This window comes from Pseudomonas sp. G3-39 (assembly GCF_054790485.1).
In genome coordinates this window covers 1,261,022-1,280,768 of the sequence record NZ_CP186497.1, presented here as the reverse complement: position 1 = coordinate 1,280,768, position 19,747 = coordinate 1,261,022, and the positions used below count along the sequence as shown (strand labels likewise).

General features: G+C 60.8%; 19 protein-coding genes. 15 read left to right on the top strand and 4 right to left on the bottom strand.

The annotated features are described in order from the left end of the window. Window positions 1-6: 6 nt before the first annotated feature. Together ACOYXG_RS05755 and ACOYXG_RS05750 are read left to right on the top strand one after the other, a co-directional pair. Complete coding sequence (locus ACOYXG_RS05755; RefSeq protein ID WP_027614355.1) at window positions 7-501, top strand: LEA/WHy family protein; 495 nt, start codon at window positions 7-9, stop codon at window positions 499-501. Continuing rightward, on the top strand, window positions 498-701 hold the full coding sequence (locus tag ACOYXG_RS05750; RefSeq protein WP_003198420.1) for an SEC-C metal-binding domain-containing protein: 204 nt from the start codon (window positions 498-500) through the stop codon (window positions 699-701). The genes ACOYXG_RS05755 and ACOYXG_RS05750 overlap by 4 nt, the downstream gene beginning before the upstream one ends. A gap of 148 nt (window positions 702-849) precedes the next feature. Here the strand turns inward: ACOYXG_RS05750 and ACOYXG_RS05745 are convergent, their stop codons facing one another. Further along, a complete protein-coding gene (locus tag ACOYXG_RS05745; protein WP_336837204.1) occupies window positions 850-1,407 on the bottom strand; it encodes a cysteine hydrolase family protein in 558 nt (185 codons plus the stop codon). 190 nt (window positions 1,408-1,597) lie between these two features. On the opposite strand from ACOYXG_RS05745, the gene ACOYXG_RS05740 reads away from it, so the two are divergent. The 10 genes from ACOYXG_RS05740 to pdeM all read left to right on the top strand — a co-directional run bounded on the left by ACOYXG_RS05740 (window position 1,598) and on the right by pdeM (window position 14,915). After that, window positions 1,598-4,045: a penicillin acylase family protein gene (locus ACOYXG_RS05740; RefSeq protein WP_460356404.1), complete on the top strand. Its 2,448-nt coding sequence runs from the start codon at window positions 1,598-1,600 to the stop codon at window positions 4,043-4,045. Window positions 4,046-4,250: 205 nt separating this feature from the next. Further along, on the top strand, window positions 4,251-5,285 hold the full coding sequence (locus ACOYXG_RS05735) for a ligase-associated DNA damage response exonuclease (protein WP_123586987.1): 1,035 nt from the start codon (window positions 4,251-4,253) through the stop codon (window positions 5,283-5,285). Continuing rightward, window positions 5,282-6,970: an ATP-dependent DNA ligase gene (locus ACOYXG_RS05730; RefSeq protein WP_460356401.1), complete on the top strand. Its 1,689-nt coding sequence runs from the start codon at window positions 5,282-5,284 to the stop codon at window positions 6,968-6,970. The genes ACOYXG_RS05735 and ACOYXG_RS05730 overlap by 4 nt, the downstream gene beginning before the upstream one ends. 426 nt (window positions 6,971-7,396) lie before the next feature. Then, entirely contained in the window at window positions 7,397-8,179 is a 783-nt protein-coding gene (locus ACOYXG_RS05725; protein ID WP_460356399.1) for a transporter substrate-binding domain-containing protein, read from the top strand. 57 nt (window positions 8,180-8,236) lie between these two features. Further along, on the top strand, window positions 8,237-8,965 hold the full coding sequence (locus tag ACOYXG_RS05720) for an ABC transporter permease (protein WP_003222319.1): 729 nt from the start codon (window positions 8,237-8,239) through the stop codon (window positions 8,963-8,965). Next, a complete protein-coding gene (locus ACOYXG_RS05715) occupies window positions 8,962-9,672 on the top strand; it encodes an ABC transporter permease (protein WP_027614350.1) in 711 nt (236 codons plus the stop codon). Before ACOYXG_RS05720 ends, ACOYXG_RS05715 begins: the two co-directional genes overlap by 4 nt. An 11-nt stretch (window positions 9,673-9,683) precedes the next feature. Then, on the top strand, window positions 9,684-10,802 hold the full coding sequence (locus tag ACOYXG_RS05710) for a succinylglutamate desuccinylase/aspartoacylase family protein (RefSeq protein WP_097086538.1): 1,119 nt from the start codon (window positions 9,684-9,686) through the stop codon (window positions 10,800-10,802). A 13-nt stretch (window positions 10,803-10,815) separates the two neighbouring features. Then, window positions 10,816-11,580: an ABC transporter ATP-binding protein gene (locus ACOYXG_RS05705; RefSeq protein ID WP_003222314.1), complete on the top strand. Its 765-nt coding sequence runs from the start codon at window positions 10,816-10,818 to the stop codon at window positions 11,578-11,580. Between the two features lie 192 nt (window positions 11,581-11,772). Beyond that, window positions 11,773-14,262 (top strand): ligase-associated DNA damage response DEXH box helicase, encoded by a 2,490-nt coding sequence (locus ACOYXG_RS05700; protein ID WP_460356394.1) that lies wholly within the window; start codon window positions 11,773-11,775, stop codon window positions 14,260-14,262. Continuing rightward, the gene (gene pdeM, locus ACOYXG_RS05695) at window positions 14,259-14,915 is read left to right on the top strand and encodes a ligase-associated DNA damage response endonuclease PdeM (protein WP_150370399.1); all 657 of its coding nucleotides are present in this window, start codon (window positions 14,259-14,261) and stop codon (window positions 14,913-14,915) included. The genes ACOYXG_RS05700 and pdeM overlap by 4 nt, the downstream gene beginning before the upstream one ends. Window positions 14,916-14,961: 46 nt before the next feature. Here pdeM and ACOYXG_RS05690 read toward each other — a convergent pair whose 3' ends face one another. Together ACOYXG_RS05690 and dcd are read right to left on the bottom strand one after the other, a co-directional pair. Next, a complete protein-coding gene (locus ACOYXG_RS05690; RefSeq protein ID WP_027614346.1) occupies window positions 14,962-15,171 on the bottom strand; it encodes a hypothetical protein in 210 nt (69 codons plus the stop codon). 102 nt (window positions 15,172-15,273) lie between these two features. Then, entirely contained in the window at window positions 15,274-15,840 is a 567-nt protein-coding gene (dcd, locus tag ACOYXG_RS05685; protein WP_003222308.1) for a dCTP deaminase, read from the bottom strand. A gap of 353 nt (window positions 15,841-16,193) precedes the next feature. Here dcd and ACOYXG_RS05680 point away from each other — a divergent pair, with 353 nt between their 5' ends. Then, entirely contained in the window at window positions 16,194-16,403 is a 210-nt protein-coding gene (locus tag ACOYXG_RS05680; protein WP_002554837.1) for a cold-shock protein, read from the top strand. A 115-nt stretch (window positions 16,404-16,518) separates the two neighbouring features. Here the strand turns inward: ACOYXG_RS05680 and ACOYXG_RS05675 are convergent, their stop codons facing one another. Then, a complete protein-coding gene (locus ACOYXG_RS05675; protein WP_027614345.1) occupies window positions 16,519-17,526 on the bottom strand; it encodes a DUF481 domain-containing protein in 1,008 nt (335 codons plus the stop codon). Window positions 17,527-17,691: 165 nt separating this feature from the next. Between ACOYXG_RS05675 and ACOYXG_RS05670 the strand changes: the two genes are divergently transcribed. Further along, window positions 17,692-18,045, top strand: coding sequence for an MGMT family protein (locus ACOYXG_RS05670; RefSeq protein ID WP_123586993.1), 354 nt, complete (start codon window positions 17,692-17,694; stop codon window positions 18,043-18,045). A 43-nt stretch (window positions 18,046-18,088) separates the two neighbouring features. Then, on the top strand, window positions 18,089-19,648 hold the full coding sequence (locus tag ACOYXG_RS05665) for an AmpG family muropeptide MFS transporter (protein ID WP_027614343.1): 1,560 nt from the start codon (window positions 18,089-18,091) through the stop codon (window positions 19,646-19,648). The last annotated feature ends 99 nt before the right edge of the window (window positions 19,649-19,747 follow it).

Below are 19,747 nucleotides of genomic sequence, written 5' to 3'. Positions count from 1 at the left end.
TTTTCGATGCTCGGTCACTGTCGCACACTGCATGGCTTGTTATTGATGCTGATCCTGAACCTCGGCGGTTGCGCCTCATGGTTCAGCGACGACAGCGTCGACCCCGCCGTGCACCTGGTAAAAGTCGAGGTGGTGCGGGCCAAGCTGCTCGAACAGAAATTCATCCTGCACTTTCGCATCGACAACCCCAACGACAGCGACCTGACGGTGCGCGGCATGGAATATCGCATTCATCTGGCAGACCTGTTGCTGGCCGAAGGCGAGCATGAACACTGGATCACGGTAGGGCCGAAAAGCAGCGCGTTCTATCGGATACCGATCCGCACCAACCTGTGGCCGCGGGTCAAGGACGTGGTGAAAATGCTGAAAAGTCAGCACCAGCAGGTGCCCTATCGATTGCAGGGTGAGATGGAAACCGGTTTATTCATCGCCCACTACGTGCACCTGGAGCGCAATGGCGTGATAATCCCCGCCGATTTAATTCCGGAGCACAACCGATGACTCAGCAACCTCATGTCCATGGCCCTGACTGCAACCACGATCATGACCATCATCACGATCACGACCATGGCCATGTCCACGGCCCGAACTGCGGCCACGCCCACCAGGAACCGGTGCGCAACGCCCTGAAAGACGTCGGCCGCAACGACCCTTGCCCATGCGGCAACGGCAAGAAATTCAAGAAGTGCCACGGCGCTTGATGCTTCAGGTGAAGTCCTTCTTCGCCTGACAAGCCGCCTTCGCGAGCAAGCCCGCTCCCACATTCGACCGCATTCCTACTGACTGAACGCGGTCGACTGTGGGAGCGGGCTTGCTCGCGAAAGGGCCGGCACATTCACCCCAAACTGTTCAGACAGCCGCCAGAATCTGCTTCGCACTGACCACCGTCGCATACTCCCCGTGCACATTCCCCAGCGACATCCCGTGCACTTCTTCGGCTGAACGCGGTGTGCCGAAATAATCGGCCTTGTCGAAGGTGAAACACGCATCCTCCGCCACCCACGCCTCAAACCCCAGATTGCCCGCCGTGCGCGCTGTGGATTCCACCGAGTTGTTGGTCGCTACACCAACAATGATCAATTGCCCGATCCCCGCCTCACGCAGCTGCGCTTCCAGCCCCGTGGCACAAAACGCATCCGGTACCTGTTTCTGGATCAGCCATTCACCGTCCTGCGGCATGAATCGCTGCTGAAATTCCACCCCTGACTGCCCGGGCCAGAACACCGAATCCGGTTCACGCGACAGATGCTGCACATGAATCACCGGCCGCCCGCTACTGCGCCACGCCCTCAGTAAATCGAGCATGCGCTCTTCAGCCTGTGGATTATTCCGCCTACCCAGTCGCGGCTGCAGAATGCCTTGTTGCTGGTCGATGATGATCAGTGCAGCGTTGGCCTTGAGCTCCATGGCGTCTTCTCACGAGAGTCATTTGATTCCCGCACTTCATCACCCACCCCTGCAAATAAGCAAGCCATCAGACAATCATCGATCAATGGCAAGAAATAACCACTCGCCCCGCTTGCGCGGCCATCTCCTGCTCACTAACGTAGCGGCTTTATTGCGCCCCCAGCCTCTACACCCCCGCAGGAGCTTTGCCATGGCCTCGCCAGCCCTTACTCATTTTCTACCCCGGTTCGGCGTTGCCGCAGCAGTGACCGGTGTCTTGAGCCTGTCCGGTTGCCAGACCTGGAACGCGCAGGACACCGTTCCTCCCACCTCCGGCGTGCAACCGCTCAAGGGTCTGGCACAGAACGTCTCGGTACGACGCAATGCCATGGGCATGCCGTTGATCGAAAGCAACAGCTTCCACGACGCGCTGTTCACCCTCGGTTACGTGCATGCCAGCGACCGCATCAACCAAATGGTCACCCTGCGCCTGCTGGCCCAGGGCCGACTGGCGGAAATGTCCGGCGCCTCGATGCTCGACGCCGACCGCTACATGCGCGCGGTCAACCTGAAGAAAAGCGCCGACGAGCTGTACAAGGCCTCGTCGCCCCGCCTCAAGCGTTTCTTCGAAGTCTATGCGCGGGGCGTCAACGCCTACCTGTTCCGCTACGCCGACAAACTGCCGGGCGACCTCGCGTCCAGCGGCTACAAGCCGGAATACTGGAAACCGGAAGATTCGGCACTGATGTTCGCGTTGCTGAACTTCAGCCAGTCGGCCAACCTGCCGGAAGAGATTGCCTCGCTGGTGCTGGCGCAAACCGTGAGCAGCGACAAACTCGCCTGGCTGACCCCGTCCGCACCGGATGAAAACCTGCCACTGGCCGAGGCTGACAAGCTGCAAGGCCTCAAGCTCAACGGGCAGATTCCCGGCCTGACGGAGCTGAGCAACGCCAGCCAACAACTGGCGGCGGTGAATCTGCTCGGCGCCAGCACCTCGAACAACTGGGCCATCGCCCCGCAACGCAGCCGCAGCGGCAAGAGCATTCTCGCCAGCGATGCCCATGGCCCACTGGCAGCGCCGTCGCTGTGGACTTTCGTGCAGATCCGCGCGCCGAAATATCAGGCCGCCGGTGTCACCGTCGCCGGTTTGCCGATGGTCCTCGGTGGTTTCAACGGCAAAGTGGCGTGGAGCGCCACCAGCGTGCTCGGCGACAATCAGGACCTGTTCCTGGAAAAAATCCGCCGTCAGGGCAACAGCCTGACCTATGAGGTCAATGGCAAATGGCAGCCGCTGGGCGTGCGCAACGAAACCTATTTCGTCAAAGGCCAGCGACCAATTCGCGAAGCGGTGTACGAAACCCGCCACGGCGCGCTGCTCAACAGTGCTCAGGCCGTACAAGGCAACGGTTTTGGCCTGGCCCTGCAAACCCCGAGCTTCACCGACGACAAATCACTGGACGCATTTTTTGACCTGACCCGCGCGCAGAACGTTGAACGCGCGTCAGACGCCAGTCGCGAGATCCGCGCCATCGCCCTGAACATGGTATTCGCCGACGCCAGCAACATCGGCTGGCAGGTCACCGGGCGTTTCCCCAACCGTCGCGAAGGCGAAGGTTTGCTGCCATCGCCGGGGTGGGAAGGTCGTTACGATTGGGACGGTTATGCCGACCCGATGTTGCATCCGTACGATCAGGACCCGACCCAGGGCTGGCTCGGCACCGCCAACCAGCGGGTCATTCCTCACGGCTATGGCATGCAGTTGTCCAACTCGTGGGCGGCACCGGAACGCGGCGAACGTCTGGCAGAACTGGCGGGCAGTGGCAAACAGGACGGTCGCAGCGTGATTGCCATGCAGTACGACCAGACCACCACCTTCGCCGCCAAGCTGAAGAAAATGTTTGAAGCGCCGGGCATGAAGCAGCCGCTGAAACAGGCGATCGACGCCCTGCCGGAAGCCGATCGCAGCAAGGCGCGCGAAGCGTTTACCCGCTTGATGGCGTTTGACGGCAAGCTCAGCCCGACCTCGGCGGATGCGGCGATCTATGAGCTGTTCCTGCAAGAAAGCATGAAGCAGATCTTCCTCGACGAGCTCGGCCCCGAGTCGAGCCCGGCGTGGAAAGCCTTTGTTGCCAATGGCGACTTGTCCTACGCGGCGCAGGCCGATCACCTGCTCGGGCGCGAAGACAGCCCGTTCTGGGATGACTTGCGTACACCGCAGAAAGAAGACAAAGCCGTGATTCTGGCGCGCAGTCTGGCCGCCGCGATCAACGCTGGCGACAGTCAGTTGGGCGGCGACCGCAAGGCCTGGCAGTGGGGCAAACTGCACAGCTACACGTGGAAAAACGCCAATGGCCAGACCGTTCGCGGCCCGCTGGCAGCCGGCGGCGATCACACCACGCTCAATACCGCGGCGTTTGCCTGGGGTCAGGACTTCAGCACCACGCGTGCGCCGTCGATGCGTTTCATCGTCGATTTCAGCCAGGCTGAGCCGCTGATGGGCCAGAACGGCACCGGCCAGTCCGGCAACCCGGCCAGCCCAAGCTACCTCAACGGCATCGATGCGTGGCTCAAGGGTCAGTACATCGGCTTGCCGATGCAGCCGCAGAACTTTGACCGGGTGTATGGCAAGACGCGTTTGACCCTGACCCCCGGCAAATAAACGCAATCTCCCTGTGGGAGCGGGCTTGCTCGCGAAGGCGTCGTGTCAGGCGATTTTGTATCGCCTGACACACTGCATTCGTCGGAACGCCGCCCGGAGCAAGCCCGCTCCCACATTGGTTTTGTAGCGACTCTAAAATAATCGATAGAACTTCCGGACTCGCGCCAACCTCATAGCTAACAAGCCCCCCCATTCTGGTAACGACATGGACCTTGTTATCGCCCGCCCCGAAGGTTTGTATTGCCCTGCCGGGGATTTCTATATTGATCCGTGGCGCCCGGTCGAGCGCTCGGTGATCACCCATGCCCACGGCGATCACGCCCGTAACGGCAATCAGCACTACCTTGCCAGCAGCGCCAGCGAAGGGATTTTGCGTGCGCGTCTGGGTCAGGACATCAACCTGCAAACCCTCGCCTACGGCCAGCGGCTGACCCACCACGGCGTGACCTTGAGTTTCCATCCCGCCGGGCATGTGCTCGGTTCGGCCCAGGTACGTCTGGAATATGGCGGCGAAGTCTGGGTCGCGTCGGGGGATTACAAGATCGAACCCGACGGCACTTGCGCACCGTTCGAACCGGTGCGCTGCCATACCTTTATCACCGAATCGACCTTCGGCCTGCCGATCTACCGCTGGCAACCACAGGCGCAGGTATTCAACGAGATCAACCAGTGGTGGCAGGCGAACATCGCGGCGGGCAAGGCCAGCGTGCTGTTCTGTTATTCGTTCGGCAAGGCTCAGCGGATCCTGCACGGCATCGACGCCAGCCTCGGCCCGATCCTCAGTCACGGTGCCGTCGAGCCACTGAACCGGGTCTACCGCGAGGCCGGCGTGTACCTGCCGCCGACGATCTACGCCGGCGACATCAAAAAATCCGACCCGATCATGCGTCAGGCGCTGGTCATCGCCCCGCCCTCGGCCGGTGGCAGCACCTGGATGCGCCGGTTCGGTGACTACAGCGACGCCTTCGCCAGCGGCTGGATGCGCCTGCGCGGCACCCGTCGGCGGCGCGGCGTGGATCGCGGTTTCGTGCTGTCGGATCACGCCGACTGGCCCGGCCTGCTCTGGGCCATCGAACAGACCGGCGCCGAACGTGTGATGGTCACCCACGGCTCGATCGGCGTGCTGGTGCGCCATCTGCGCGAACAGGGCCTGGACGCGCAGGGTTTCAACACCGAATACGGCGACGATGAAGAGGAGAACATTGGCGCCGAGCCGGTTATCGCCGAGGTGCAAGCATGAAAGCTTTCGCCGAGCTGTACGCCGAACTCGACGCCACCACGTCAAGCAATGCCAAACTGGCGGCGATGCAAACCTACTTCGCTCAAGCAGCACCACAGGACGCGGCATGGGCGGTGTACTTTCTGTCCGGTGGACGCCCGCGGCAACTGGTGCCGGTGCGCATCCTGCGCGAACTGGCGGTGGAAGTCTCGGGACTGCGACCGTGGCTGTTCGAGGAAAGTTATCAATCCGTTGGCGATCTGGCGGAAACCATTTCCCTGGTGCTGCCGGAAAATTCGCACAGCTCCGAGGCCGGCCTTGCCGAATGGATTGAAGACAAGCTGCTGCCACTGCGCGGTGAAACCCCGGAGTACCTCGCCCGCCACCTGCCCGCGCTGTGGGCGCAACTGGATCGGCCGAGCCTGATGCTGTGTATCAAGCTGATCACCGGCAGTTTCCGCGTCGGCGTGTCGAAATTGCTGGTCACCCGCGCATTGGCGTCGATGGCCGGCCTCGACAGCAAACGCGTGGCGCAGCGGTTGGTGGGGTACACCGACCTGTCAAACCGGCCGAACGCGGCCAGCTACCTGAAACTGATCGCGCCGGAGTCCGCCGACGAACATGCGCAACGTGGCGGCCAGCCCTACCCGTTTTTCCTCGCGCATGCCTTGTCGCAACCGGTCGAGGAATTTGAAGCGCTGCTGGGGCCGGCGAGCAACTGGCAGGTGGAATGGAAGTGGGATGGCATCCGCGCGCAGGTGGTCAAGCGCGAGGGTCGGCTGTGGGTCTGGTCGCGGGGTGAAGAACTGGTGACCGAGCGCTTTCCCGAGTTCGACACACTGGTCCACGCGTTACCCGACGGCACGGTAATCGACGGCGAAATCGTGGTCTGGAAAAGCACCCATCCGAGCACCGCAGACGCCTTCGACCCGCAATCGAGCGCACCGCCGGCGGTGCAACCGTTCGCGCTGCTGCAGCAACGCATCGGGCGCAAAACCCTCGACAAGAAAATCCTCGAAGAAGTGCCGGTGGTGGTGCTCGCCTACGACTTGCTGGAGTGGCAGGGCGAAGACTGGCGCAACCGTCCGCAGGCCGAACGACGCGCGCAACTGGAGCAGGTCATCGCTCACGGTAACAACCCGGTGTTACTGGCCTCGCCGATTCTGACCGGCAGCGACTGGTTCGACCTCGCCCGCCAGCGTGAAGCCTCACGGCGCCTCGGTGTCGAGGGCATGATGCTCAAGGCCCGCGACGCCCTGTACGGCGTGGGCCGGACCAAGGACATGGGCGTGTGGTGGAAGTGGAAGGTCGATCCGTTCAGCGTCGATGCGGTGTTGATCTATGCCCAGCGCGGACATGGCCGGCGCGCCAGTCTGTACAGCGATTACACCTTCGCCGTGTGGGACGGCCCGCCCGAGTCCAGCCAACGAGCGCTGGTGCCGTTCGCCAAGGCCTATTCGGGGCTGACCGACGAGGAAATGCGCCAGGTCGACAGCATCGTGCGCAAGACCACCGTGGAAAAATTCGGCCCGGTCAGCAGCGTCAAGCCGAGCCTGGTGTTCGAACTGGGTTTCGAAGGCATCGCCCTGTCGCGGCGGCACAAGAGCGGCATTGCCGTGCGTTTTCCAAGGATGCTGCGCTGGCGGCAGGACAAGACGGTGGATGAGGCCGATAGCCTGGCAACGTTGCAGGATTTGCTGGCCTGACCCGGTTTTCCGGGGACAAACCTCCAATCGTCCTGAATGAACATCCTGTAGTGAGTGGATTTTCTGGTGAGGAGATCTTGTGGTGAGGGGATTTATCCCCGATGGGCCGCGAAGCGGCCCCCCATCATTCTTTCAGTAAACCGCGTGTACCGGATTTGCGACTGCTGCGCAGCCGATCGGGGATAAATCCCCTCGCTACAAGTATTCTGAATCACTTAAAAATACCTGCATCGACCCAACTTGGTGCAGCTCATTCCCCGCGCCCATTCCCGTGCATCAATCCCTCTCCCTCCTCCCTCCCCCAACCTTTTAAAACACTTGTTCGGGACTCTGGTTCGGAAATTGCTACTTTCTATAGGTCGTACGCGTTCCAGTAACAATAATTCTGCGCCACAAGCGCTCATATTGGTTCTTAGGGATTGAATAATGAAAAAAGCATTGCTGACCCTTTCTGCACTGGCGTTGTGCGTGGCTGCCGGCTCCGCGCTGGCCAAGGAATACAAAGAGCTGCGTTTTGGCGTTGATCCTTCCTACGCACCGTTCGAGTCGAAAGCGGCCGACGGCAGCCTGGTGGGCTTCGACATCGACCTGGGCAACGCAATCTGCGCCGAGCTGAAGGTCAAGTGCAAATGGGTTGAAAGTGACTTCGACGGCATGATTCCGGGCCTCAACGCCAACAAATTCGACGGTGTGATCTCGTCGATGACCGTGACCCCGGCCCGTGAAAAGGCGATCGACTTCTCCAGCGAGCTGTTCTCCGGCCCGACTTCCTACGTGTTCAAGAAGGGCTCCGGCCTTAGCGATGACGTCGCGTCCCTCAAGGGCAAGTCCGTCGGTTACGAGCAAGGCACCATCCAGGAAGCCTACGCCAAGGCCGTATTGGAGAAGGCCGGGGTAAAAATCCAGGCGTACGCCAACCAGGATCAGGTCTATGCCGACCTGAAAAACGGCCGCCTCGACGCCTCGATCCAGGACATGCTGCAAGCCGAATTGGGCTTTTTGAAGTCGCCGGATGGCGCCAATTACGAAGTCAGCAAGCCGGTCGACAGCGAATTGCTGCCAGCCAAAACCGCTGTCGGTATTAAGAAAGGTAACAAAGAGCTGAAGGCGCTTTTAGATAAAGGTATCAAAGCGTTACACGATGACGGCAAATACGCCGAGATTCAAAAGAAACACTTTGGCGATCTGAATCTGTACAGCGGTAAATAATGCCCTGGCGCCCATCAGTCGATGGGCGCCTTTTCCATCCGCTCAGGTTGCTGATTTATGTTCGAAAACCTCTTACAAAATCTGGGGCTCTCCGCCTTCAGCCTCAAGGGCTTTGGCCCGTTGCTGTTGGAAGGCACCTGGATGACCATCAAATTGTCCGCGTTATCGCTGCTGGTGGCCGTGTTGCTCGGTCTCTTGGGCGCCAGTGCCAAACTGTCGAAATCCAAACTGCTGCGCCTGCCTGCCCAGCTTTACACCACGCTGATTCGCGGGGTGCCGGATCTGGTGCTGATGCTGCTGATTTTCTACAGCCTGCAAACCTGGCTGACCGCCCTGACCGACGTCATGGAGTGGGACTACATCGAAATCGACTCTTTCACCGCCGGGGTGATCACTCTGGGCTTCATCTATGGCGCGTATTTCACCGAAACCTTCCGTGGGGCAATCCTCGCCGTACCACGCGGTCAGGTCGAAGCGGCCACCGCTTATGGCCTCAAGCGCGGCCAGCGTTTTCGCTTCGTGGTGTTCCCGCAAATGATGCGCTTCGCCCTGCCGGGCATCGGCAACAACTGGATGGTGATGCTCAAGGCCACCGCGCTGGTGTCGATCATCGGCTTGGCCGATCTGGTCAAAGCCGCGCAGGACGCCGGTAAAAGCACCTATCAACTGTTCTACTTCCTGGTACTCGCCGCCTTGATCTATCTGCTGATCACCAGTGCATCCAACGTCATCCTGCGCTGGCTTGAGCGTCGCTACGCCGCCGGTGCCCGGGAGGCCGTACGATGATCGAACTCCTGCAGGAATACTGGAAACCCTTCCTTTATACCGACGGTACCAACATCACCGGTCTGGCGATGACCCTGTGGCTGCTCAGCGCCTCGATTTTCATCGGTTTTCTCGTATCGATCCCGTTGTCGATTGCCCGGGTATCCCCGCATTTCTATGTGCGCTGGCCGGTGCAGTTCTACACCTACCTGTTCCGTGGCACGCCGCTCTACATCCAGTTGCTGATCTGCTACACCGGGATCTACAGCCTGGCCGCCGTGCGCGCGCAGCCGTTGCTCGACAGTTTCTTTCGCGATGCGATGAACTGCACGATCCTCGCGTTCGCCCTCAACACCTGCGCCTACACCACGGAGATTTTCGCCGGGGCGATCCGCAGCATGAACCATGGCGAAGTCGAAGCGGCCAAGGCCTACGGCCTGACCGGCTGGAAGCTGTACGCCTACGTGATCATGCCGTCGGCGCTGCGCCGGTCGTTGCCGTATTACAGCAACGAAGTGATCCTGATGCTGCACTCGACCACCGTGGCCTTCACCGCGACCATCCCCGACATCCTGAAAGTTGCGCGGGACGCCAACTCGGCGACCTACCTGACCTTTCAATCGTTCGGCATCGCCGCGCTGATCTACCTGACCATCACCTTCGCGCTGGTCGGCCTGTTCCGCCTCGCCGAACGCCGATGGCTGGCATTCCTCGGGCCGACCCACTAGGAAAACCTGTAATGCGACACCAGATCCATGACCTGTTGGCCCCGGTGCCGGGGACCGCACGACAGATCCACAGCTTCCACTTCGGCCCGGAGCAGGCCCAAGGCAAGATCTACATCCAGTCCTCGCTGCATGCCGACGAAATGCCCGGCATGCTCGTGGCCTGGCACCTCAAGCAGCGACTGGCGGAGCTGGAAGCCGCCGGGCGCCTGCGCAGCCAGATTGTGCTGGTGCCGGTGGCCAACCCGGTCGGCCTCGAACAAGTGCTGATGGACGTGCCGCTGGGCCGGTACGAGATGGAGAGCGGGCAGAATTTCAATCGCTGGTTCGTCGACCTCAGCGAAGAAATCGGCAACGACATCGAGGGCAAACTGGGCGACGACCCGCAGCGCAACCTTGAGCTGATCCGCGCCAGCCTGCGCAACGCCCTCGCCCGTCAAACGCCCGGCACACAACTGCAATCCCAGCGCCTGACCTTGCAACGGCTAGCGTGCGATGCCGACATGGTGCTGGATCTGCACTGCGATTTCGAATCCGTGGTTCATCTCTACACCACGCCCGAAGCGTGGCCGCAGGTCGAGCCGCTGGCGCGTTACATCGAAGCTCAGGCCAGTCTGCTGGCCACCGATTCCGGCGGCCAGTCATTCGACGAATGCTTCACCCTGTTGTGGTGGCAACTGCAGGAGCGCTTTGGCGAACACTTCGAGATTCCGCTGGGCAGCTTTTCGGTGACCGTGGAATTGCGCGGCCAGGGTGACGTCAATCACCCAATGGCCAGTCGTGACTGCCAGGCCTTGATCGATTACCTGATCCAGTTCGACGCGATCGTCGGCGAGACCAAGCCGCAGCCGCCCCTGCCGTTCCCCGCCACACCGCTAGCCGGCGTCGAACCGGTGACCACGCCGGTGGGCGGCTTGCTGGTGTACACCGCTACGGCCGGGCAATACCTGCAAGCCGGGCAACAGATTGCCGAAATCATCGACCCGATCCACGACCGGGTCACCCCCATTCATTGCACTGCCGCCGGCCTGCTGTACGCCCGCTCGCTGCGGCGCATGGCTACTGCCGGCATGGTGATCGCCCACGTGGCGGGCGCCGAAGCCTATCGCAGCGGCTATCTACTTTCGCCTTGAGGATGTCTGTCCCATGTACAAATTGACTGTTGAAGGTCTGCACAAAAGCTATGGCGACCATCAGGTACTCAAAGGCGTTTCGCTCAAGGCCAAAACCGGCGACGTGATCAGTCTGATCGGCGCCAGCGGCTCGGGCAAAAGCACCTTTTTGCGCTGCATCAACTTCCTCGAACAACCCAACGACGGCGCCATGAGCCTCGATGGCCAGGCGATCCGCATGGTCACCGACCGCCACGGCATGCACGTCGCCGACCCGAATGAACTGCAACGCCTGCGCACGCGACTGGCCATGGTGTTCCAGCACTTCAACCTGTGGAGCCACATGACCGTGCTGGAAAACATCACCATGGCCCCGCGCCGGGTGCTGGGTTGCAGCAAGCAGGAAGCTGAAGACCGCGCCCGCCGTTATCTGGATAAAGTGGGTCTGCCGGCGCGGGTTGCCGATCAGTACCCGGCGTTTCTCTCCGGCGGCCAGCAACAGCGGGTGGCAATTGCCCGGGCGCTGGCGATGGAGCCGGAAGTGATGCTGTTCGACGAACCGACCTCGGCACTCGACCCGGAGCTGGTGGGTGAGGTGTTGCGGGTAATTCAGGGTCTGGCTGAAGAAGGCCGGACGATGATCATGGTGACCCATGAAATGAGCTTCGCCCGCAAAGTCTCCAGCCAGGTGTTGTTTTTACATCAAGGGCTGGTGGAAGAAGAAGGCGCGCCGGAAGACGTGCTGGGCAACCCGAAGAGCGAACGGCTGAAGCAGTTCCTCAGCGGGAACCTCAAGTAACAGACGCAGATAATAACCTGTGGGAGCGGGCTTGCTCGCGAAAGCGGTGTGTCAGTCAAAACTGTTCTAACTGGCACACCGCTTTCGCGAGCAAGCCCGCTCCCACAATGGTGTAGGTAATCGCACAAAATTAAACTTGTCCCGCAACGGCGCGGTCACTGAAGGAACACTTTCAGAGCGCACGCCGCCGGTATGCCCACCTCCACCGACTTCGCAAAACTCTGGTTCAGCGCACGCAACTGGCAGCCGTTCGCCTTTCAAAAGCAGGTGTGGGCCGCCGTCAAACAAGGTCAGTCGGGGTTGCTCCATGCCAGCACCGGCGCCGGTAAAACCTATGCGGTGTGGTTCGCCGCGCTCAACCGCTTCGCCCGCATCAAACCCAGCGTTGCAGACAGCAAAAAACGCAAACCACCAGCTGAACCACTGACCGTGCTGTGGATCACGCCGATGCGCGCCCTCGCCGCCGACACCGCGCGCGCCTTGCAAGCGCCGGTCAGCGATTTGCAGATTCCATGGAGCATCGGTCTGCGCACCGGCGACACCAGCAGCGCCGAACGTGCGCGCCAGGGCCGGCGCCTGCCGACCACGCTGATCACCACCCCGGAAAGCCTGACCCTGCTGCTAGCCCGTGCCGACGCCAGGACTGCCTTGTCGAGCCTGCGGATGATCGTCGTCGATGAATGGCACGAACTGCTCGGCAACAAACGCGGCGTACAGCTGCAACTGGCCCTCGCCCGTCTGCGCCATTGGCAACCCGAGCTGATCGTCTGGGGCGTGTCCGCCACCCTCGGCAATCAAGCCCACGCCGAACAGGTGCTGATCCCACAGGGTGGCGGCATCAGCGTGCAGGGCCAGAGTGAAAAATCACTCAAGGTCGACACCTTGATCCCTCCGGCCATCGAGCGGTTTCCGTGGGCCGGGCACATCGGTCTGAAGATGCTGCCGCAGGTGGTCGCCGAACTGAACGCCTGCGCCAGTAGCCTGGTGTTCACCAACACCCGGGCGCAGTCGGAAATCTGGTATCAGGCGTTGCTCGAAGCGCGGCCGGACTGGGCCGGGCTGATCGCGCTGCACCACAGTTCACTGTCCCGCGAGACCCGCGACTGGGTCGAGCAAGCGTTGAAGGACGGCAAGCTGAAAGCCGTGGTCTGCACTTCGAGCCTGGATCTGGGCGTGGACTTTTTACCGGTGGAACGGGTCCTGCAGATCGGCTCGGCCAAAGGCGTAGCGCGACTGATGCAACGCGCCGGGCGCTCCGGTCACGCGCCGGGGCGCACCTCGCGAGTGACGCTGGTGCCGACCCACAGCCTGGAACTGATCGAAGCCGCCGCCGCAGGCGATGCCGTGGCGCAACGACTCATCGAACCGCGCCTGTCGCCGCACAAACCGCTGGATGTGCTGGTGCAGCATCTGGTCAGCATGGCGCTGGGCGGTGGCTTTATTCCCGAAGAGCTGTACGAAGAAGTGCGTGGTGCCTGGGCTTATCGTGATCTGACACTGGCAGATTGGGCCTGGGCGCTGGCTTTCGTACGTCATGGCGGGCTTTCTCTGACGGCCTATCCGGATTACCGCCGGGTCGAACCGGATGAACACGGCGTCTGGCGCGTGCCCGATGCGCGATTGGCGCGCCGTCATCGCATGAGCATCGGCACCATCGTCAGCGACGCGAGCATTAATCTGAAATTCTGGAGCAAGGGTGGTGGTGGCAAGCAATTGGGCAGTGTCGAGGAAGGTTTTATCGCGCGGCTGAAACCGGGTGACGGCTTTCTCTTTGCCGGGCGTTTGTTGGAGTTGGTGCGGGTGGAAAACATGACCGCGTACGTCAAACGCAGCACCGCGAAAAAAGCCGCCGTGCCGCGCTGGAATGGCGGGCGGATGCCGCTTTCCAACGAACTGGCCGCCGCCGTGGTCAGCCGCTTCACGGCGGCAGCACGGGGCGAGTTCGTCGGCCCGGAAATGCAGGCGCTACAACCGTTGCTGCAAACCCAGGCGCACTGGTCGGGTCTGCCCACCTCCAACAGTCTGTTGGCCGAAGCGCTGAAATCCCGTGAAGGCTGGCACCTTTTCCTTTATCCGTTTGCCGGGCGCCAGGTGCATCTGGGGCTCGCCAGCCTGTTGGCGTGGCGCGTCAGTCAGCGCCAGCCACTGACGTTCTCGATTGCGGTGAATGATTACGGGCTGGAGTTGCTCAGCGCCACGCCGGTCGATTGGTTCGAGCAATTCGATGCGGCGCTGCTCAGCCCCGAGCATCTGCTGCGCGACGTGCTGGCCAGCCTCAATGCCGGGGAGTTGGCGTTGCGGCGTTTTCGCGAGATCGCGCGGATCGCCGGGCTGGTTTTCGCCGGCTATCCCGGCGCGCCGAAAAGTACCCGCCAGGTACAGGCTTCCAGCGGATTGTTCTTCGAAGTGTTCAAACAATACGACGCTGACAACCTGCTGCTGGCTCAAGCCGGGGAAGAAGTCTTACGGGAAGAACTGGATATTCGTCGTCTGGAACAGACATTGGAGCGGATCAACCGGATGAAACTGGACATGCACCTGATCAAACGTCCTACACCGCTAGGCTTTCCGTTGCTGGTGGAGCGCATGCGCGAAAGCATGAGTTCGGAAAAACTCGCTGACCGCATCCGGCGCATGGTCGGCGATCTGGAGAAATCCGCCGACAAGGGTCAAGCCTCATGAGCGCAGCGTATCCAGTGCGCCTGGCCGGTGAAGAACTCTGGCTGCTGCCGGAAAAGGCCCTGTACTGGCCGGCGCAGCAAGCACTGCTGATCGCCGATGTGCATTTCGGCAAGGCCGCGGCCTATCGCAGCCTCGGCCAGCCGGTGCCACAGGGCACCACGACGGCGAACATCGAAGTGCTCGACCGCTTGCTGGCCAGACTGCCCTGTCGGCAACTGATTTTCCTCGGTGATTTTCTGCACGGCCCCGGTTCGCATGCGGCGGGCACGCTGAATGCACTGGCCGAATGGCGTGCACGGCACGCGGATCTGCCGATGACGCTGATTCGCGGCAACCACGACAAACGTGCCGGAGATCCACCGGCGGCGCTGAATATCCGCGTGGTTCCGGAGCCCCTGCTGCTCGGGCCGTTTGCCCTGCAACACGAACCCGCCCCACATTCCGAACGACACGTGCTGGCCGGGCATGTGCATCCGGTCTATCGGCTCAACGGCAAGGGGCGGCAGCGTTTGCGGCTGGCATGTTTTCGACTGGGTGAGCGATTGAGCCTGCTGCCGGCCTTTGGTGCCTTTACCGGTGGTTATCAGGTCGAGAAAGACGCTCAGTGCAGGATTTTCGTCATCGGCGACAACGAAATATGGCCCGTCAGTTGAGGTCTTGGGCAAACCTCAACTGACTGGCCATTCATGGAGTAGCGACTCAGGCCACTGGCGCGGGTGGCGGCTCGTCCGGCAGCGTCGGCTCGCCGGGTTCGGTCGGTTGTTCGTTAGGGGTGTCGGGATCAGGCTGACCGGGAATGCCGCCTGCCATATGGAAAGCCGGGTGTGCCAACAATGACCAGGCCAAAACGCCAACCTGATTGGGCTCAAGCCTTGCCAGTTGGGCGGTGATATGCGGATCGATCTTCATGCAACCTCCTCGGCGAAGGCCCGCTTTGCCAGAAGCAAAAACGGGCAGTACACCCCATAGAGTGTCTGCCCGCCAAAGAATTCCCGCGAACTGCCGGATGGATCAGGTACGCGGCAGGGTCACGCCACGCTGGCCCTGATATTTGCCGCCGCGATCCTTGTACGAAACTTCGCATTGCTCGTCGGATTCGAGGAACAGCATCTGCGCCACGCCCTCGTTGGCGTAGATTTTCGCCGGCAGGTTGGTGGTGTTGGAGAATTCCAGGGTCACGTGGCCTTCCCACTCAGGCTCGAGCGGGGTGACGTTAACGATGATGCCGCAGCGCGCGTAGGTGCTTTTACCCAGGCAGATGGTCAATACGTTGCGCGGAATGCGGAAGTATTCGACGGTGCTGGCCAGGGCGAAGGAGTTCGGCGGGATGATGCAGACGTCGCTGTGGATGTCGACAAAGCTGCCGGCATCGAAGTTCTTCGGATCGACGATCGCCGAATTGATGTTGGTGAACACCTTGAAATGGTTGGTGCAGCGTACATCGTAGCCATAGCTCGACACACCGTAGGAGATCACACGGCTGTCGTCGCTGCCGCGCACCTGGCGCTCGACGAAGGGCTCGATCATGCCGTGTTCCTGCGCCATGCGGCGAATCCACTTGTCCGATTTGATGCTCATGGCGGGTGTCCTGAATAGCGAGGTGGAAAAAATCTGTCCGGCATCTTACCGGGCGCGCCGCCGGGTTCAAAGTCCGCGCTGCAATTCTCGCCGAACACCCTGGAAATACAGGCCCTGGCGACGAACCGTCACACCGTCGATCCCTAAAACAGAGAAACCTTCGCAAGAAACATTGGCACGTTCCGGAAAAAGGGTTAAGGTGGCGCCACTGTGTTGCTTGTGTCACTGAGAATCTCTACACGATATGTTGAATTTCGATCCAACCATCTACAAGAATTTTTCCTGCTCTTTGCACTCAGTCTCGGCCAGGGTTCTTCCTGAGTCGCAGTTATCTTTGTTCAAGGAGTTACACCATGTCTAATCGCCAAACCGGTACCGTTAAGTGGTTCAACGATGAAAAAGGCTTCGGCTTCATCACTCCACAATCCGGTGACGACCTGTTCGTTCACTTCAAAGCTATCCAATCCGACGGCTTCAAAAGCCTGAAAGAAGGCCAACAGGTTTCTTTCATCGCTACCCGCGGTCAGAAAGGCATGCAAGCTGAAGAAGTACAAGTTATCTAACTTGTAGCTTCTTTAGAAAAGAGCCCCGCCCTCAAAGCGGGGCTTTTTTGTGGGCGTGTGTTTGTTAACGGCCACAAAAAAGCAGCCCTCACGGCTGCTTTTTTTTCGACTTGCCTTACCAGGCCACGCCAAACCCTGCGGTGTAGCGGGTTTTGTTCAAGTCCGCATCCTTGGTACCACTGATGATGTCGCGTTCGGCCTTGAGGTTGAGCGAGGCCCAGTCGGTGACCTTGTAGCGCAAGCCCATCTCGGCATCGAGCGCATAGTTGGCTACGTCAGACAGCGGCTTGCCCAGTTCGCCATTGGTGAAGAACTCGACTTTTTTGCCGATCAGGTAACGGTTGTAATCCCACTTCATGGCGACCGAATAGAAGTTGTCCTTGCCGCCATCGCTGTACTCGTAATCGGTGCGGTTGAGCAGCGAACCGAGCGAGAACGCGCCCAGCTCGTCGTCCCAGAACTGGTAACCCGGACCGGTACCGACCACACGCTGACGCGACAGCTCTTCAACGTAGTCGCGCTTGTAGTTCAGGCGGCCCTGCCAGAACCATTTGTCAGTCAGGAAACGGTCGAGTGCGTATTCGGCGCGCCAGTTATTGGTGGTGACCTGCTCGTCCTGCACCTCGCGGTTGTATTCGCCCTCGGCGGTGTGCCGCCAGCGGCCATGACGCGCGGTGGTCTTGAAGTCGATGTCGTAGTCGTCGGTGTCCTTTTCCGCCCGTTGATAATCCATCGCCAGGCCTATATTGCCTTTCCATACCAGATCCTCGACCACCGGTTTGGGTTTGAGAATCTGCTGAATGCTCGCCAGCTCGACGGTCTTCGGCGCCTCGCCGTTGGCCAGGGTGACCTTGCCGTCATCGGCAGCGGTCAGCGACTTGGCTTTTTCACCGTTGTAGGCGTCCTGTTTGACCAGCAGTTCCTGATCGCTTTGCAGGGTCTTGACCTCTTTCCAGTCGATGCTGACCGCACCCGCATACTGGGTCTGAATCAGCAATTTGCCGCCATCGAAAACGGAGATCTTACCGCTCAGCTTGTCACCGTTCTTTAACCAGACGGTATCGGCAAGCAGCGGCGTGGAGGCACTGAAAACAGCAAGGCACAGCAAGGTTCTGGACAACATAAGCGGATCGAGGGCTCAAGTTTGCGAAAAAGGTCGGCATTATCCGTAGGAATAAGACCCTGACAAGGACTGACCGAGCGATTTCCATTGAGTTCATTTCTCATCTGGCCAACGAGCGATTACGCTTGAGCCCATCGATACGACTATTGTTCAGGAACCGCGCAGGTGAAAGAGCCGAATCATCCCGAGGAAAGCGAAGCGCAAATCCGACGCACGGCGCTTTATTCCACCCTTGCCCAAGTGCCTGAGGGCAAGGTGGTCAGCTATGGTCAGTTAGCTGAACTCGCAGGGTTGGGGCGCGCCGCCCGCTGGGTCGGTCGGACCCTGAGCCAATTGCCCGGCGATACCAAACTGCCGTGGCACCGGGTATTGGGTGCCGGCGGTCGGATCAGCCTGCCGCCGGGCAGCCCTTCGGGGGACGAACAACGGGCACGATTGCGTTCTGAAGGCGTCACCGTCCTGAACAATCGTGTGGATATTCAGCGCCATGGCTGGCGTCCGATAGAGCACAGCGGTTAGAGTGCGCGCTTTGTTTTCGCAATCTTGAGGCAGACTTCAGCCCATGCCCCGTAAAACCTGGCGCGCCGCGCTCGCCGCCTATGCCAGTCCTTCGACGCTCGTGCTGTTGTTGCTCGGTTTTGCTGCCGGCCTGCCGTACATGCTGGTGTTTTCGACGCTTTCCGTCTGGCTGCGTGAGGCCGGCGTTGCCCGTGAAACCATCGGCTACGCCAGCCTGATCGGTCTGGCGTACGCCTTCAAATGGGTCTGGTCACCGCTGCTCGACCAATGGCGCCTGCCTTTATTGGGCAAGCTGGGCCGCCGCCGTTCGTGGCTGGTGCTCTCGCAGACGCTGGTGATTCTGGGCCTGATCGGCATGGGCTTCTGTGATCCACAGAAACACCTGTCCTGGCTGATCGCCATTGCCGTCATCGTCGCCTTCGCTTCCGCCACCCAGGACATTGCGGTCGACGCCTATCGCCTGGAAATCGCCGACGACAGCCGCCAGGCCGCGCTGGCTGCCAGTTACATGTCCGGCTACCGCGTCGCCGCCCTGCTCGCCACGGCGGGCGCGCTGTTCTTTGCCGAAGGCTTCGGCTCCACCGGTTTCAACTATCAACATTCGGCCTGGACCGGCACCTACGCGCTGTTCGGCGTGTTGATGGTCCCTGCCCTGCTGACTTCGCTGCTGATGCGCGAGCCGCCAGTGCCACTGCGCACGCAGCTGCAGGCCGGCCGCTACAGCTTCGCGCATCAACTGGCCTCGGTATTCGTACTGATCGTGTTGCTGGTGTCGGTTCCGGCGATGTTCACCCAGCTCTACAACACCGATTTCGCCAGCGTACTGTTCGGCCAGATGAGTCCGCTCGACCTGCTGCTCGAAGACCGCGCTTTCCTGCGCGCCATCCTCTATACCCTGCTCACCGGCCTGTGCCTGTCGACCATGGGCCGTCGCGGCCTGGCGCCAGTGTTGACTCCGGTCAACGACTTCATCCTGCGCTACCGCTGGCAGGCGTTGTTGTTGCTCGGACTGATCGCCACCTACCGGATGTCCGACACGGTGATGGGCGTAATGGCCAACGTGTTCTATATCGATCAGGGCTTCACCAAGGACCAGATCGCCAGCGTCAGCAAGATCTTTGGCCTGATCATGACCCTGGTCGGCGCCGGCATGGGCGGCCTGCTGATCGTGCGCTTCGGCATCCTGCCGATCCTGTTCATCGGTGGCGCGGCTTCGGCGGCAACCAACCTGCTGTTCGTGATGCTCGCCGATATGGGGCCGAACCTGAAGATGCTGGTGGTCACCATTTCGCTCGACAACTTCAGTTCCGGGCTTGCGACCTCGGCGTTCGTCGCCTACCTGTCGAGCCTGACCAACCTTAAGTTTTCGGCCACCCAGTACGCCCTGCTCAGTTCGATCATGCTGTTGCTGCCACGCCTGATGGGTGGTTACTCCGGAGTGATGGTCGAGAAGTTCGGCTACCACAGCTTCTTCATGATCACCGCACTGCTCGGCGTGCCGACGCTGTTGTTGATCGCCCTGCACTGGTTCCAGGAAAATCGCCGCGCGGGCCCGACGCCAACCCCCGAGCCTGCACCAACCTCCGTCGTCGAGGAGTCGTAGGACATTTCAGCAACGGCGGGAGGATTCCCGCCGTTGAGCCTCACCGCCGAGCGCAATCCTGTACGTCGGCAAATCTCGCCGGTACACTGCTCCGTCATT

Excerpts from the sequence above, each read along its gene's own strand:
- ACOYXG_RS05755 (WP_027614355.1), top strand. The coding sequence starts at position 7 with ATGCTCGGTCACTGTCGCACACTGCATGGCTTGTTATTGATGCTGATC.
- ACOYXG_RS05750 (WP_003198420.1), top strand. The coding sequence starts at position 498 with ATGACTCAGCAACCTCATGTCCATGGCCCTGACTGCAACCACGATCAT.
- ACOYXG_RS05745 (WP_336837204.1), bottom strand. The coding sequence starts at position 1,407 with ATGGAGCTCAAGGCCAACGCTGCACTGATCATCATCGACCAGCAACAA.
- ACOYXG_RS05740 (WP_460356404.1), top strand. The coding sequence starts at position 1,598 with ATGGCCTCGCCAGCCCTTACTCATTTTCTACCCCGGTTCGGCGTTGCC.
- ACOYXG_RS05735 (WP_123586987.1), top strand. The coding sequence starts at position 4,251 with ATGGACCTTGTTATCGCCCGCCCCGAAGGTTTGTATTGCCCTGCCGGG.
- ACOYXG_RS05730 (WP_460356401.1), top strand. The coding sequence starts at position 5,282 with ATGAAAGCTTTCGCCGAGCTGTACGCCGAACTCGACGCCACCACGTCA.
- ACOYXG_RS05725 (WP_460356399.1), top strand. The coding sequence starts at position 7,397 with ATGAAAAAAGCATTGCTGACCCTTTCTGCACTGGCGTTGTGCGTGGCT.
- ACOYXG_RS05720 (WP_003222319.1), top strand. The coding sequence starts at position 8,237 with ATGTTCGAAAACCTCTTACAAAATCTGGGGCTCTCCGCCTTCAGCCTC.
- ACOYXG_RS05715 (WP_027614350.1), top strand. The coding sequence starts at position 8,962 with ATGATCGAACTCCTGCAGGAATACTGGAAACCCTTCCTTTATACCGAC.
- ACOYXG_RS05710 (WP_097086538.1), top strand. The coding sequence starts at position 9,684 with ATGCGACACCAGATCCATGACCTGTTGGCCCCGGTGCCGGGGACCGCA.
- ACOYXG_RS05705 (WP_003222314.1), top strand. The coding sequence starts at position 10,816 with ATGTACAAATTGACTGTTGAAGGTCTGCACAAAAGCTATGGCGACCAT.
- ACOYXG_RS05700 (WP_460356394.1), top strand. The coding sequence starts at position 11,773 with ATGCCCACCTCCACCGACTTCGCAAAACTCTGGTTCAGCGCACGCAAC.
- pdeM (WP_150370399.1), top strand. The coding sequence starts at position 14,259 with ATGAGCGCAGCGTATCCAGTGCGCCTGGCCGGTGAAGAACTCTGGCTG.
- ACOYXG_RS05690 (WP_027614346.1), bottom strand. The coding sequence starts at position 15,171 with ATGAAGATCGATCCGCATATCACCGCCCAACTGGCAAGGCTTGAGCCC.
- dcd (WP_003222308.1), bottom strand. The coding sequence starts at position 15,840 with ATGAGCATCAAATCGGACAAGTGGATTCGCCGCATGGCGCAGGAACAC.
- ACOYXG_RS05680 (WP_002554837.1), top strand. The coding sequence starts at position 16,194 with ATGTCTAATCGCCAAACCGGTACCGTTAAGTGGTTCAACGATGAAAAA.
- ACOYXG_RS05675 (WP_027614345.1), bottom strand. The coding sequence starts at position 17,526 with ATGTTGTCCAGAACCTTGCTGTGCCTTGCTGTTTTCAGTGCCTCCACG.
- ACOYXG_RS05665 (WP_027614343.1), top strand. The coding sequence starts at position 18,089 with ATGCCCCGTAAAACCTGGCGCGCCGCGCTCGCCGCCTATGCCAGTCCT.